Origin of the sequence: Nodularia sp. LEGE 04288 (assembly GCF_963896525.1) — a bacterium.
Taxonomy (GTDB): Bacteria; Cyanobacteriota; Cyanobacteriia; order Cyanobacteriales; family Nostocaceae; genus Nodularia.
Map to the genome: position 1 here is coordinate 39226 of NZ_CAWQOY010000149.1, position 14649 is coordinate 53874.

Annotated in this window: 12 protein-coding genes and 1 CRISPR repeat array; of the genes, 2 read left to right on the forward strand and 10 right to left on the reverse strand. The window is 40.1% G+C overall.

All coding sequences use genetic code 11. From position 1 onward, the window contains the following. Window positions 1-101 precede the first annotated feature (101 nt). Window positions 102-1007, forward strand: coding sequence for an Hsp33 family molecular chaperone HslO (gene hslO / locus AACX33_RS21370; RefSeq protein WP_193997329.1), 906 nt, complete (start codon window positions 102-104; stop codon window positions 1005-1007). Between the two features lie 154 nt (window positions 1008-1161). Further along, window positions 1162-3228: a chromosome segregation ATPase gene (locus AACX33_RS21375; protein ID WP_193997328.1), complete on the forward strand. Its 2067-nt coding sequence runs from the start codon at window positions 1162-1164 to the stop codon at window positions 3226-3228. A 267-nt stretch (window positions 3229-3495) separates the two neighbouring features. After that, window positions 3496-4177: a CRISPR direct-repeat array (repeat unit 37 nt; unit sequence GTTTCAATCCCTGATAGGGATTATTAGTAATTGGAAC). Window positions 4178-4431: 254 nt separating this feature from the next. On the opposite strand, the gene cas2 is transcribed toward AACX33_RS21375, so the two are convergent. The 10 genes from cas2 to mntA form a co-directional block, all read right to left on the reverse strand. Further along, window positions 4432-4704, reverse strand: a complete 273-nt coding sequence (cas2, locus tag AACX33_RS21380; RefSeq protein ID WP_193997327.1) for a CRISPR-associated endonuclease Cas2 — start codon at window positions 4702-4704, stop codon at window positions 4432-4434. 11 nt (window positions 4705-4715) lie between these two features. Then, window positions 4716-5717, reverse strand: a complete 1002-nt coding sequence (gene cas1d, locus AACX33_RS21385) for a type I-D CRISPR-associated endonuclease Cas1d (protein ID WP_193997326.1) — start codon at window positions 5715-5717, stop codon at window positions 4716-4718. Between the two features lie 131 nt (window positions 5718-5848). Continuing rightward, the gene (gene cas4 / locus AACX33_RS21390) at window positions 5849-6439 is read right to left on the reverse strand and encodes a CRISPR-associated protein Cas4 (RefSeq protein ID WP_193997325.1); all 591 of its coding nucleotides are present in this window, start codon (window positions 6437-6439) and stop codon (window positions 5849-5851) included. 33 nt (window positions 6440-6472) lie between these two features. Continuing rightward, the gene (gene cas6, locus AACX33_RS21395) at window positions 6473-7303 is read right to left on the reverse strand and encodes a CRISPR-associated endoribonuclease Cas6 (RefSeq protein WP_193997324.1); all 831 of its coding nucleotides are present in this window, start codon (window positions 7301-7303) and stop codon (window positions 6473-6475) included. A gap of 73 nt (window positions 7304-7376) precedes the next feature. Next, the gene (locus tag AACX33_RS21400; RefSeq protein WP_193997323.1) at window positions 7377-7988 is read right to left on the reverse strand and encodes a 2OG-Fe(II) oxygenase; all 612 of its coding nucleotides are present in this window, start codon (window positions 7986-7988) and stop codon (window positions 7377-7379) included. Between the two features lie 276 nt (window positions 7989-8264). Then, the gene (cas5d, locus tag AACX33_RS21405) at window positions 8265-8972 is read right to left on the reverse strand and encodes a type I-D CRISPR-associated protein Cas5/Csc1 (RefSeq protein ID WP_193997322.1); all 708 of its coding nucleotides are present in this window, start codon (window positions 8970-8972) and stop codon (window positions 8265-8267) included. Between the two features lie 5 nt (window positions 8973-8977). Then, on the reverse strand, window positions 8978-9988 hold the full coding sequence (gene cas7d / locus AACX33_RS21410) for a type I-D CRISPR-associated protein Cas7/Csc2 (RefSeq protein WP_193997321.1): 1011 nt from the start codon (window positions 9986-9988) through the stop codon (window positions 8978-8980). Between the two features lie 48 nt (window positions 9989-10036). After that, on the reverse strand, window positions 10037-13366 hold the full coding sequence (gene cas10d / locus AACX33_RS21415) for a type I-D CRISPR-associated protein Cas10d/Csc3 (RefSeq protein WP_193997320.1): 3330 nt from the start codon (window positions 13364-13366) through the stop codon (window positions 10037-10039). Next, window positions 13359-13802 carry a type VII toxin-antitoxin system HepT family RNase toxin gene (gene hepT / locus AACX33_RS21420; RefSeq protein ID WP_193997319.1) on the reverse strand — a complete coding sequence of 148 codons (444 nt, stop codon included), beginning with the start codon at window positions 13800-13802 and terminating at the stop codon, window positions 13359-13361. Before hepT ends, cas10d begins: the two co-directional genes overlap by 8 nt. Next, on the reverse strand, window positions 13799-14251 hold the full coding sequence (gene mntA, locus AACX33_RS21425) for a type VII toxin-antitoxin system MntA family adenylyltransferase antitoxin (RefSeq protein WP_193997318.1): 453 nt from the start codon (window positions 14249-14251) through the stop codon (window positions 13799-13801). Before mntA ends, hepT begins: the two co-directional genes overlap by 4 nt. Window positions 14252-14649: the final 398 nt, after the last annotated feature.

Consider the following 14649-nt stretch of genomic DNA (forward strand, 5'->3'; position numbering starts at 1 on the left):
TCTAGTATTGCAAATACAATCACCTATCACAGCCTCGTTTTTCTACTAGATGAGAATTTAGAATAGAGAATGTAGACTTGTTAAGAAATGTAAGGTTTTTCATGGCTGATCAATTAATTCGTGCCACAGCTGCCGACGGCGGAATTCGTGCCGTAGGTGTGATTACCACTCGTTTAACAGAAGAAGCACGGCAACGTCACAAACTGTCTTATGTGGCAACTGCGGCATTGGGGCGGAGTATGGCGGCGGGTTTATTAATGGCTTCTAGTATGAAGCGGCCTGGTTCTAGGGTGAATGTCCGGGTCAAGGGCGATGGTCCTCTGGGTGGAATTTTGGTAGATGCTGGCTTGGATGGAACAGTCCGCGGCTATGTCGCCAACCCATCTGTGGAATTGCCTCCTAATGCTAAAGGTAAGCTCGATGTTGGTCGTGCCGTGGGTGATGGTTACCTCTACGTAGTGCGAGATATCGGTTATGGCTACCCTTACTCTAGTACGGTGGAACTAGTATCGGGGGAAATAGGGGACGATGTGGCTCATTATTTGGTTAGTTCGGAACAAACACCTTCAGCTTTGGTTTTAGGTGTATTTGTCGGAGCAAGTGGTGTAACGGCGGCTGGAGGGTTGCTAGTGCAAGTTTTGCCGAAGGCGGCCAGAGATGAAGCGCTAGTGGAAACATTGGAATCACGGGTGTCTAGTTTATCTGGATTTACACCGTTGTTACAAGCTGCTAAGACGTTGCCAGAAATTTTTAATGACTTACTAGGAGACATGGGTCTGTCAATATTCCCCGAACGTCAAATGTTGCGCTTCCACTGTGGTTGCTCTTTTGACCGTGTGCTAGGGGCATTGAAAATCCTGGGAGAAGAGGAATTGCAAGACATGATTATTAAAGATAATGGTGCTGAGGCAATTTGTGAGTTTTGCGGTGAAGTTTATCAGGCAAGTAGTAATCACTTGGCTGAACTCATTGTTGATTTGCAAAGGGAATCTTCAGTTTCTGGTTAAAGTATAAAATCCTACTAAAGGCTGGTAAGATTCATGTTATCTGTGGTCAGAAGATATTTAATCAAGTAGCTTTTATATGATGAGAAAGTTACTATGGCAGCATCGGAATTATCAGCCTAGAACAGATCGCTATTCAACTATTTTGGTGTGAGAGATGACAGAGCGGGATATTCCAGAAAGTTGGCCCCCATCCAGAGGCGGAGAGCCAGATGATATGAAAAGATTATCCCGAACGCCACAATTCGGTGAAACTCAAGCATTTGGTGTCCGGGCTACTGGTTCTACCTCTAAGTCAGTGCAGCGAGAAAAGCAAGACAGTTCCGAATTACCTTTAAATAATCAGTCAGCAGAAACTAGTTTACCCGGTCAAAATTCTGGCAAATACCCACGCTGGTTGAGAAGCTGGATTTTGTGGGGGTTAATGTTAACACTTATTCCGGGCGGTGTGGGCTTTCTAGCGATGGCAATGCTGCTGAAGCTACCAAGCGCTCCCAGCTGCCCTGCGATTTCTCGACCTTTTGTGAGTGCTTCGGTGAAGTTACATTGCGCTCAGATAGCAGCTTCTAAGCAGAATGTCAAGGATTTACTGCAAGCGATCGCCATAGTCAGTCACATATCAGATGATCACCCGTTGCGGGGAGAAATTGACCGTTATTTGAAAGAATGGTCGCAGGATATTTTGCGGCTAGCAGACCAGAGTTTTCAAGCCGGGAATTTAGAGGAAGCGATCGCAACTGCGCGTAAGATACCTCAAGACCTGTCGCCTGATGAATTAGTCGATGAACAAATTACTAAATGGGAGTTAATTTGGTCTCAGGCAGAAGGTATATATCAGAATGCCGAAGGGGAACTCAAAGAACGGCGCTGGCAATCAGCGTTTATGCTATCGGCTAGATTACTGCGTGTAGATAATCAATACTGGTCTACTGTTAAGTATGATCAATTAAATAATTTGATTACTTCCGCCAGGGAAGATGGTGATAAGTTAGCAAACGCTGAAAGTTTAGCAAATAGCAAAGTAGTAAATAATTTACTAGAAGCGATTAAACTCTCTGAGTCGATTAGGACGGAAAGCTACCTGTATGCAAAAGCACAGGAATTGATTCCGGAAATTGGCCGAAAAATGCTGGAATTGGCACAGGCAAGTCTGGATAAGCGGGATGCGAATACAGCCTTAGATATTGCTAGACAAATCCCAGATAATACCCGATTACAGACAGAAGTGTCAGATTTTATCGCTTTGACTGATGCCCAAAGGAGTGCATGGATTGGTACGGTATCTGGTTTAGAAACAGCTATTTTTCAGGCGCAACAAGTTGATGCTTCGCGATCAAATTATGGTGAAGCACAGCAATTGATTGCTCGTTGGCAAATGGAAATTGAAGATGTGGCGCGTTTAGAAAAAGCCCGGACTCTTGCTAGCCAAGGCACTATCGAATATTTAACAGCAGCTATTAGTGAAGTTCAGATGATTTCTGCTAATAATCCCCGCGCTTCAGAAGCGAGGAAAGAAATCAACCGTTGGCGTAATCAGGTGGAGACTATTGAAGATAGACCCATTTTGGAACGCGCCCAACAATTGGCATGGCTAAATGATATTAATTCTTTGCAAGCAGCAATATCGGAAGCTGGACAAATCCGTCGGGGTCGGGCATTGTATTCTGAAGCACAGAACAAAATTAGCTCCTGGACGGCTACTGTTCAGCGAATACAAGATCAGCCATATTTAGATCAGGCAAGAATGCTGGCGCGGAATGGTGATTTGAGTGCTGCTATTAATACGGTACAACCAATTGCATCATCGAGGCGATCGCTTTCTGGTGCAGCAAGTAAGGCTATTGAGGATTGGCAAGGGCAAATCCGCGCTAGAGAAAACTGGAATAGAGCCAGGGAGGTGGCGGTTCCTGGTACAGCAGAAGCTTTGTCTCAAGCCATAGGAATAGCGGATCGGGTTCCCAGAAGTAGCACGTTGCGTATGGATGTAAATATTGCTATTAACCAATGGAGTCAGCAGTTATTCGATATTGCCCGTTCTCAGGGTGATGTTAATATTCTGCGAGCTATTGAGACTGCTAAGTTGATTCCACGCAGTAGTTCTGTTTACAGTAGGGCGCAACAGCAAATTCAGAGTTGGCAGTCTTTTCTCAATCCTGAGCCTGTAGAAATTCAGCCTATTCTCCCAATTGGTGAGCAGCCTATCGTCCCAATTATTGAGCAGTGATTTTTAACCTCACCCCAACCCTCTCCTTACTAAGGAGCTACGGTGTACACACAAATCTTGCCTGTCTGCGTTTGAGCCTGTTTAGCCCCCTAAATCCCCCAAGTTTGGGGGACTTTGAAAATTCTTGTTCCCCCAGAATTGGGGGTTAGGGGGCGATTCGATCACTTGTGTGTACACGGTAGTTAGTAAGGAGAGGGAGCAATATTCTTGTTTTTCTGCACAAACATCCTCTAAAACTGTTGCACTTTCATAGAAAATAACAGAGGCGTTTCAATCCCTGATAGGGATTATTAGTAATTGGAACTAGTAGTAAAACCCCTCTCAAAACATACCCTTCCAGGTTTCAATCCCTGATAGGGATTATTAGTAATTGGAACTACTGATTTTCTAGCTGATAAATTAGGTGATGGTAGTTTCAATCCCTGATAGGGATTATTAGTAATTGGAACAGGAAAGAACTAACAGAGGCGCAGGTGAGAGCGTGTTTCAATCCCTGATAGGGATTATTAGTAATTGGAACGCTAGATTTCTTACCATCCTTCATTATCAAATTGTTTCAATCCCTGATAGGGATTATTAGTAATTGGAACCTTGAATAGCTGGGAACTGGTAAGGGTCGCGAGGGATGTTTCAATCCCTGATAGGGATTATTAGTAATTGGAACTGCCAGGAATGCGCTATTGCACATCCTCCTTCAGGTTTCAATCCCTGATAGGGATTATTAGTAATTGGAACTCATCTGGAAGAGCGCAGCTTTTAAAACGTGCGCGGTTTCAATCCCTGATAGGGATTATTAGTAATTGGAACGATATTCCCTTAAAAGTAGTGGCTATCCACGCCAGTGTTTCAATCCCTGATAGGGATTATTAGTAATTGGAACCAAATAGCGATCGCGCGGGCTTGATCCGCAAAGTTTCAATCCCTGATAGGGATTATTAGTAATTGGAACCGCCCGCATCTGAAAGCGTTGATATATTTGGTTTTCAAGGTGCTGTTTCGTCAACCTAAAGTGAATATAGCTTTTCAGCGATTGGGTTGTCAAGATAGAAATTTTAAAAATAGCTCAAAAGCTTTAATAGCAAGGCTTTGGGGGTTTGCGTCAACCTCAATTTAGGTGTGAGAGGGTTCAAAGCCAGATGAAGTAAGGATTTCAGGCGTAAAATTTTCAATGTTCAAAAAAACACCTACTGGTTGACGCAAAATTCAGGCAAAAAATACTGTGGTGTCTCTTGGCATATCACCGCCGATACGCTCAACTTTTCCCTGACAGCAAGCACAGAGGAAATAAAAGCGGATGTTGTCTTCGTTGGGTTTGATGATTTTAGACAAGCGCGATCGCAGTTTAGCATACTGAGTCTTGGTCAAGTCGCACTCAAACACAGAATATTGCATCCACTGTCCGTAAGATTTGAGAATTTTATGAATTTTGGTGCGGCGCTTGTCTTCTGATATATCGTAGGAAATTACTACAAACATGGTGATTGACTTTACCTCATGACTAATGGGGGATATTGGTTAATTTCTCCCAGGAGATATTTAGCGAGGAAACGGCCTTGAATTTCAAAGGATTCTTGATAGGTATATTGTTTCTGCATGACTGGATGTTTAAATTTACTCAGCTTCTTTTCTTGATATAGCCGCAGAAACAGATGTAGTCCTTCTTTAGTGAGTGAAACAGCACCACTAACAGGTTCAGTAATAAAGTCTTTTGGTGCAAGCATCCGGCGATTAATTGCAGCTAAAACTACAGCATCTACTATTAAAGGTCGAAACTCTTCCATTAAATCTAGTGCTAATGAAGGTCTACCATATCGCTCTGTGTGCAGGTATCCTAAATAAGGGTCAAAACCAATAATATTTAAAGCGCCTTGGATATCGTGACGCAGTAGGGAATAACCTAAATTCAAAAGTGAGTTAACCGAGTCTGTAGCAGGGCGACGGTTACGGGTTGAAAAGCTAAAGTTATCGACGCGAATTAGTTGATTAAAACAGCCAAAATAGGCTGCACTTCCAGCACCTTCATAACCTCTGAGAGAATTAATTGATTTGGCTTGATCTAGAGATGCGATCGCGTTAGATAATTGAGTAATATTAGAATTTAAATCTAAGTCATAACGGCGTTGTGCTAGTAATAAAGATTGGCGGTAATTCTTGAGTTTTCCCCTGACAAAACCTTGAGTTACATGGATTGCTTGTGCGGATTCGCCGGCGGCTTTCCATTGAGCATTACGAACGAAAATATTTTTACCCATATCTGGTTCTAAACTGGCGATAAATTTCCCATTAAAGTTGAGATAAGTGATGGGAATTTTTCTGCTCATCAGTTCGGAAATAGCCGCCGGTGAAATATTAGCTCTCCCCATTATGACTAAGCCATCAACTTTAATCAGAGGTACATCTAAAACTGTTTTTTTATCAGCTTTGATATTCAGACTTTCATCAACTTTGCCAATATAGGCTTCTTCTTGTGTGACGTAAATTGTTCCCATGATTTTCTCCAATATTGACTGATATACTAGGGCGGGCAAGATGCCCACCCCACAAGAGTTATAATTTGCAGAGGTGTATTTGATGTGGTAGTCAAGGTTGTATTTTCTGCGAAGTTGCAAAAGTTGAAAAGTTAATTGGCTTCTTGATAGTTTCTTAACTTGTCAGATGCTTTGGGCAAACATTGCGAATAAAGACTACAACCTTTGCACCTTTTACTGTAAGATGGTGGTGGCATTGTGCCAGTTTCAAGTAAATTTGTGACGGCTTCAATGGTAGCGATCGCACTGTCTCTAAGTTCTTGATTAATCTCGACTAATTGTCGTTGATGGGAATGAGCATAATAGATATATCCGATGTTGATATTTTGCCCTGTCATTTCTTCTAAACATAATGCTTGGGCGCAAACTTGCAATTCGTCGTTATCCCATTCACCTTTACGTCCGCGTTTGTATTCGATTGGATAATATTCACCTGATACGACTTCGATTAAGTCAGATTTACCAATGAGTTTATATTTTTCTGATTTCAGATAAATCGCTCGAATTTGCCAAGTATCTTCTTTGTCAATATCGCCTGTGGTGTGAACTCGGTCATGTAAAGCTGTACCTTCAATTGTGTATTGATTATCGGTAAATTCGCCAGCACAAAACATCCTCCAGCAGCGATGGGAACAATAGGCGTATTGGTTCAACGCTGCAATTTGGATATATTCGTAATTCATAATTCGTAATTCGTAATTCGTAATTCGTAATTGTCAATGATATGAACGTCGTATCATACCCATACCCATTGGTGTTTTTCTTCCTACACCTGTATATAAGGCAAAGTTAGCCAAGGTGTTAATTTGCTTTATTTGTATGGGTTCAATCTCACCTAAAATGCGATAATTAACTTCTCCGACAATGCCAATAAATTTGCTGCGGGAGTCTGCTAATATTTCTGTACGAATGTTGACAAAAGAGGGAAATATTGACTCAATGGAATTTTGAGAAAATTCAATTCCACTATATTTATTCCACCGGGAAAGCAGGGAATTGAAAACACATTCTCTGGTGGGGAGGGTGGTATCAAATTTTCCTTGGCGAAAGGCGGTAGGTGTGGAGAAGATAAAGTCAATGGAGCGATCGCGATCGCTGGCTTGCTCGTATAATTGAGTGTAGCTACAGGCATTTGCCCAGGGTTGGGTAGATTGGGGTGTGCCTTGAATGCTGGTAATATACAAGTCAGCAGGGCCAAGATGCCAAGGATGATTGGGGTTAAGATTCAGCCATAGTTGGGTAAGTTGGCTAAATAGTGTGTCATCTAAGAGAGAAACGCGCCACCAACAAGGGGTTCCGGCGGATATGGGTTGTTGATGTGAGTGTTGGAGTTTGGATATTCCCCTAGTTCCCTGAGACGGGAAATTAGTTTGTAGGGGTGAGAGGGTGAAGGCTTTATCTGCGGTAGAATCATGTAGGCGATCGCCTAATGTGCGATCTACGGAACTAACAAGGGTCAAAAATAGTGCGTGCAGATGTCTCCCTGTGAGAAACTGAGAAGGGATAGACGATTGCGGAAGTAGGTTGAGAACTAAGCTATGAGGCATATTTTCAATAATTCGTAATTCGTAATTCGTAATTCGTAATTGGGAAGTGGGTTAGGATTTAAAAGTCGGAAATTTACTTGCGTTTTTTTGTTGTGGACTGAGCAATTCTAGACTCAACAGTAAATTCTGGTATTTCTGCGAGTTCCGCTGCACTCAAACTATACTGTTCACAAACCAAACTCAAGCGATTTCCCGGTGTTTTCACAGCATTGACGGAGTGAGTTAAATCACCTTGAAAGTAAACTAAAGTATTTGCTTGGGGCTTAATTTGTCCCAGTTGGCGTTTATGCGACTTCAGAACCAATTCTCCCCCTTCCATATTTTCAGGTAAGCGCACATAAAGAACGCTGACAACGGCTGGGGGTTCCACGGTTTTGCAGTAAGAACGCAACGAGCGGTCAATGTGCGGGTCTACACGGGAACCTTCCTTCAGTTGTAACGGATTGAGGTAAAATGCATTACAACCCGCTTGCAGAGCCAAATCGAGGTATAATTTGAAATAGGGAAACTTTTGTTCTACAGTGGAAATGTGCGATCGCCTGAACACTACAGAAAATCCCTTCGTCCCGACAAAATCGCGGTTGAGATTATTGATAGCAAAATAACGACAAGCTTGAATTTCTCCCCATAAATTATTCAGATATTCGCTAGAAAAAACGTTTGGTTGTTGTTGAAAGTGTTTCACAGTGAATATAGAGAGCGATAGAAGAATAAAATAAATATCTACCAGTAATCATAAATCTTGCAGACACACTTCCGCGTGAACCTAAAAACTTCTTCTTCTTTCCTTGGCGAACTTGGCGACTTGGCGGTTCGTTCATCTTCACAACACAAATAGAATAAAGAGAACTTCATTCCTTTGCATCAACCTTGTGAATGCGCCTCCTGCAAAAGCACTGATTTATTAACTGAAACCGCAGTTTCAACTTTCTAAAAAAGACCTTTGCAAGAAGCCAAATGATTAACCTTGAAAACGATATTCCATTTTAGCCGGAAGCTTTAATTCTGAAATACCCTCAAACTGATAATATTCACCGCGCATTTGCACATTTTGAATCAAACTAACAGGAGGCATATTTACCACATCATAGCTAATAACTTGATGAGTAAACATCACATCTAAAGGATTTAAAGGATATTTACAAGTAAATACACCTGAAAAACTTTTAGATTTAGGCAACTCTGCAACCGTCACCTCAGCCTTACTCATCCATTTACCCAAACGAATCCACTTTGGTAATTTGATTTGTTTTTTAGAAATCACGAAAAACTCAAATTGACTTTCTGGTGCAATTTCCTTTGCTCTCCCAAAACTAGGGATATTCTTCTGCGTTTTCTCCATTTCAACATGGTAGTTGTTGTTAGCATACTTCCAGGTGTTGAGAATGGCTGAATGTTTGATAGAACGAGCCGGAGTAATGTAAATTTCCTGTGCATTGAGTGGTGTTAAATGCTCCTCATATTTTGGCACTTGTTCAGGGCAAAAGTAGCGATAGGAATGTTCTTCAGCCACGGTAGTAGAGTAGATTTCACTATCAACTAAACCCAGTGCATAACAAAGAGCATAATTGTGAATTATTGGCTCGGTTTCGTAGAGTCTCCCAATTTCACGAGTAGCAAAATAGAGGCTGTCATGTAGTTCTAATTGACATCGATAGATTATAGCCATAGCTGTTACTTAGCCTTAGCCGCAGGTTTCTTTTTGCTAATATGTGTACTGGCATAATTTTTAGCTTCTGCATCAGCTTTTTGTAAAACTGCCTTAATTCCTGTTTCGTCACCCACAAGCTTCTTAACTTCATTTAACAGAGGTGAAAAAGCATCACCAATGAAATCAGTATGCACAATAAACTCATCAGCCATTAAAGCCTCAATTGCACTTTTAGCAGCAGTAATTACATCATCTTCATCCAAAGGATCAGGAGGATTAATTGCATTTTGCGCTTTCATTTGATCATATATTGCTTGAGTCCAACGGAGATTACTGGTAATTTCTCCATCTGCAAATACAACACCAATCAACTCATTTCTCACGCGACCTGTACGGGTAGTCTGCGCTCCATAGTGGCGAGTTCTGAGGATATTATTAAAAACGTAAAGAAAGCTAGCTTCAGTGGGGTCTTTGAGGGTAACGATACTAGGGAAGAAAACCTGTGGTCTAATATGGTCTTGCTGATTAATTCGACTGGTAACTTCACCTGGTTTAGAACCATTTTCACCCTTAGAAGCCATTGTACCATTTTCGTAGGGAGCGTTAAGAGTAAATGTTTCGTGTGATTGATCAAAAGCAGTAATTGAAAATGCGGTATCTACTACAACCTTAGATTTTTCTGAACCAGAATCACCAATAGCGAAACCGTAAATTATGCAATCAGGATTATCCATTGCAAAATTGACGTTATATTCGCATTCTTCCGCAGTCATCAAGCCATAATTACGCAGCAATTCTCGACCAACTAAACGCTCTGGGGTAGATTGTTTGCGTTTAAACATTGACAAACGGCTAATTGTGGTTTTATCTTTGACTCCGGCTCTTACCCTGGCTTTATTTAATTCTCCATCTGTTTGAAAGAGAGGATAAGATTCAGTGATGCGTACAGTCACAAAATGGACATATTTACCCATTGGTTTGTAGGGTATTTCAGCTTGAAAGAATTTGGATTCAACAGTTTTGAGAAATGACATAATTAGTCTCCAAAGAATGATTTTGTATTGGTGTACGAAAAAACAGATTTATTCCGTTTCTATAAGTTTTTCTGCGTTTTCTTTGTCATCTTCAAGGCGATAAAGAAATTCACAGGTATCTCGAATTAAGTTTAGTTGACGACCTGCTAAACGGGCGCGATCGCCTGCAAATGATTTCTCAAATACCTCCTGTACAAAATATTTAGCAAATTCTAAAACAGCTTGTCGTTCTTCCTCACGTTTACTCATCACCCAACGTCCTTCAGCAGTCGAAGAATGAACGCGATCCATGAGTTTGAAGACTTCCGCAGCTACAGCTGCCACTAATGTTTCTCCTTGAAACACACTTGACTCAGCTTTGAGAATAGTTTCGGCTGCGATATCGATTGGTTTTAAAACAGCATTAGACTTGGGATTATAACGCTTATTTGCTCGGTAAAATTTGCGATATAAATCTGCTAATTTTTTAGGATGATTCAGGCTGGATTCTTCTCCCACAATTAATTGCTCCATATTCGTGTCATATTTAACATAAGGGTCAAAACAAGGGTAAAAATGATAGACATAAAGCCTAATTTTCTCAATGCGTGCCGTTTCTACTCCTTGGTTACGCACCCAACGATTGAGATAAGCAAACACATACAAAGAACTCGTTTCAAAATCCTTAGCTAGTTCTGTAAATCTCCCCCAGTTCGCATCGTAACCAGTTTTACCTTGTCTAGCATTCACATCTAAATGAATAGCATAAGCGGCTGTAAGCACATTTAACGGTGCAGGGTATTGAATACCGTTTTCTTGCCAACCTTCTAGAATGTAGTCAAGACGAAATCTATCTCTTTTTACCAAAGCCCGGAAAGCATGAGGCGCACTATCTAAAAAAACACTTTCCTCAAATTCAGCACCATCATTAAAAGGTGGAATTGGCGACTCAGAAACCACAGTTTTTACATCTAGAATCATCGGGAAAGCAAACGCTAACCAAGTTGGCATTACCCAAGATTCTGTATCAGTTCCGTCTCTTCCTGGTGGCAATGCCATGAAGTAAAATGTTAAAGGTTGGTCTTCAGGATAAGAAAGTTTAAATGTGCGGTCTTTGTCAGCCTGTAGATGTTCGTCAATTAAGAAACTATCTACACTTTGGTAATTTTCTCTGTCTAAATTGGCTTGTAAATCCTTACTGATAAAATGATTGCGGACGCTGGTATCAAAGCGAGTTTGAGCAATGCCGTTGTAAGCTTTTTGCAAAAACTTATTAGTTTCTGGTGTGAAGTAATAAGTCGGGTAAAAGTAGAGATAGCGATATTTACCATCTTCAAATCGTTTCCCAACTGCTTGAGTTTGATTCATCAATATTTGCCTCAGCATCATCTCCACACCAGCAATACTAGAGATATTCCGTTTGGCGTTAGAACCTCCTAACATTTGCTTATTTGTATAAACTTGCGGCGTAAATAAAACTGCTGATTCCATTTGCTCAGTCACACTGTAAGCTGAGTGAGAGATTGAGCAAATAAGTTGCCGTCCTCGTCCTGGTTTTTTAGCAGCATTATAGTTACTTAACTCCTCTAAAAATGTCTGAACTTGAGTTTCGGTTGATAATTCTTGATTTGTATTTGGTAACATCACAACGCGATTTACCCAAAGCCTTAAATCTTCCCAGCCATCAGGTAATTTATACTGAGAAATAATTGGAGAAATTAAAGTTGCTAAGTAATCAATGACTTGCTGACAAGTGTCGCGGACATTTTCAATCCCAGGATGAAATTCGAGATATTTCGCTGCGAGGTAATACCATTCATACGGTACTCCGCCAGTATTTCCTTTTAACTTATTTTCTTTGAGACTTTCATTAATGCGTTGAATTTCCCGAATGGGGGGTAAATATTCTGCTAAATTCCAAAACTCTGCAACTTTGTGAATTAAATCTAAATTTGGCACTGCTGGTAGTTTTTTATCTTTCTTCCTAGCAGCATCAATGCGATTAACTGTTTCTTCCCAAATCTTCCGACTAATTAAATCACCAAATTCGGCTATTTGGTCGATGCGGATATCATCTGCAAAGTTGAAATCATAATCAACAGATAAAACATTCTTTTGCTGAAATTTAATCAGATTTTCACTGCGACTTTGAGCAACAGAACGTTTATTTGGATTCAATATACGTAATGTAGCATCTAGAGCTACACGCATTAAACCTAAATCATTAAAAAATAAATTGTAATATTCGGCATATTTCATACCTTTACCATCTCTACCAAACCCTGTTTGTCTGAGCGTCAATTGACCTGAACAAAGTGATTTAATACTATCAACTACACGGTCTGATAAGTCTGCTTGTGCAATAGGTGGCGCATTACGCAAAGCTAAATAAATTACACCTGTTGGCAGATATAACAAAGGTTCATAATAGATATTTTCATCAGTGTTAAGACTAGTATGAGCTTTAATTAAAGCATTATTCACCACATTAGTTAAAACACCCCGGTTCTCAGCAATGCTGTGATAGGTAAATTTCAACTGTCCATCACTCAGATTATGGATAATTTCTTGGAGTCTGGTATTTTCTGCATCTTGGGGATGTTTAACAATTGAGGCGAGGGAATCAGCTAAACAAGTTAAATCAGACAGACTGCGAAGGGTGCGGTCTTTGAGAACTGGATTTAAGCCAAATTCCGAAAAATTCCAGTTAGTATCCCAGCGTCGTTGAGCATTATAAGCCATGCACAATAAATCATCTAAATACTCTCGATAAGCTTCTGAATTATCTGGGTTGATAAACTTATCAAGTCCTAACTGGCGAACTTTTTGATCAATAATTTGCCGATGTTCAGTTAACGGTAACTTGCGACAGTCTTCTGGCGCATCAGGAAACTTTTCAAAATCATGTAAAATAAACCCAGCAATTACTAAACGACGTTCTCGTTCTTTCACCACTCGCCGCACTGTGGTATTGAGTTTTTCTAAACGCTTTTCGATTAAATTAGCGGGAAATAACCCATTGAGTAAGTGAGTATTTAGCGATTGGTCAGCCGCATTATCTCGCCTAACTTTGGTTTTACCTTCTGCTTCTCGCTGTTGGTCGATTTCATCAAAAAATTTACCTCCTTTAGCCGTGACACCAATGGCTATCTTGAGCAAGTTTGGTAAAACATACTCGGCAAAATCTGCCATTACTTGATCATCAGGATTTTGAGACTGAATTGCTTCTCGCAATAACTTGAGTGTGAGTAATTCGCCTTCAGTTTCAATAGTACGGTCTGAAGAGTCACCATCAAAGCCAAAGTCTTGATTTAAGAAATCGTCTTCTAATTCTTCATTCTGATTTTGAAACAAAGACAGTTGTTGATTTTCTTCGCTGGGTTTTGTTTTTTTAATCATTATCTACATCCAATGAAATTAAATAAGTATTTATTTCTCGCACGTAAAGCGGATATTGTCTTAATGCGAAACTAATTGATTTAAAAACTTCTTTTGGATCTATATCGTCATATTCATGAACTAGCCGATTCCTTAATCCTGCTGATGGTGCTAATTGTGCTGCTAATTCAGTTGAAATGACAGCATATTTACCAAGTTCAATAAAAGCCTTAAAGTTAGTTGGCGATTTTCCAGGATTTAGCTTTGACAATATATGGTCATTGATATCTATCGCCGCTTGAGTCATTAATTGTAGAAGTCTTTCAATAATTAGTTGAGTATCAAAGCTATTTACATAATCATCCCAACTAATCGCCTCGAATCTTTTCAAATTCTCAAGATAACGAACAATAAACTCTAATCGAGTTGTAATAATTACAGTATCTATATTTTTCATACACCCCATCTTGCTAGAAACTGTTCAATATTTTTGCGTTTGGTATGTTCAATTTTTTTTATGTCTGAATTACTCAGTAATACTTTTTGTTTAAATTTCTCAAATCCTTTCACCTCATTCTCATACAAAACTTGACCATCACGAGCAACAAAATGTGCTATTAATTCAGAGCAATGATTAAGTTCTACAATATCAATATGATCAGCATTGATGTTTAATACCTCGCCAATCAGCATAGGTAATTCAAATAACCGCCCGATATTATCTTTGATTTCAGCCTGACGCTGTTCTTCATCACAGAAAACAGCAAAATCCCAGTCACTATTTACGTGTGTGTTACCAGTAGCTCTAGAACCAAACAGGACTAGCATTTTTAAATAAGGTATTTTCTCAGGAAGTTGTAAGGCTAAGTCTTGAAGTTCTGCAATTGTGGGTTTATGACTTTGCATTTGCTCATTCTCCAGTTTTGTGAATAGATTGATCACAGACATTTTCTGGTTAGTAAACTGTTTTTAAGAATTACAGTAGGCATCTCCATCTAGAGAATAAGGATTTGGAAAATTTTCTAACTCCTGGTATTTATCCGAAAGATGCTCACAATTACGAGTTCTCCATATCAATGTATCTATTGACTCTGTATTCTCCTGAGTTTGAGCCTCAAGATTTTTACATTGCTTCTCTATGTAGTCAATTTTTGTACATATTCTTTCCAACGTGTCGATATCGAGTATGGAATTGTCCTGTGTTGGTGCATTCACATCACTGTGTGAACGGATAGATAGCGATATGCTGACGTTAACTACCAGAGTGATTTGATTCGATTCGGTGTTTTGGCTGACCATAGTGT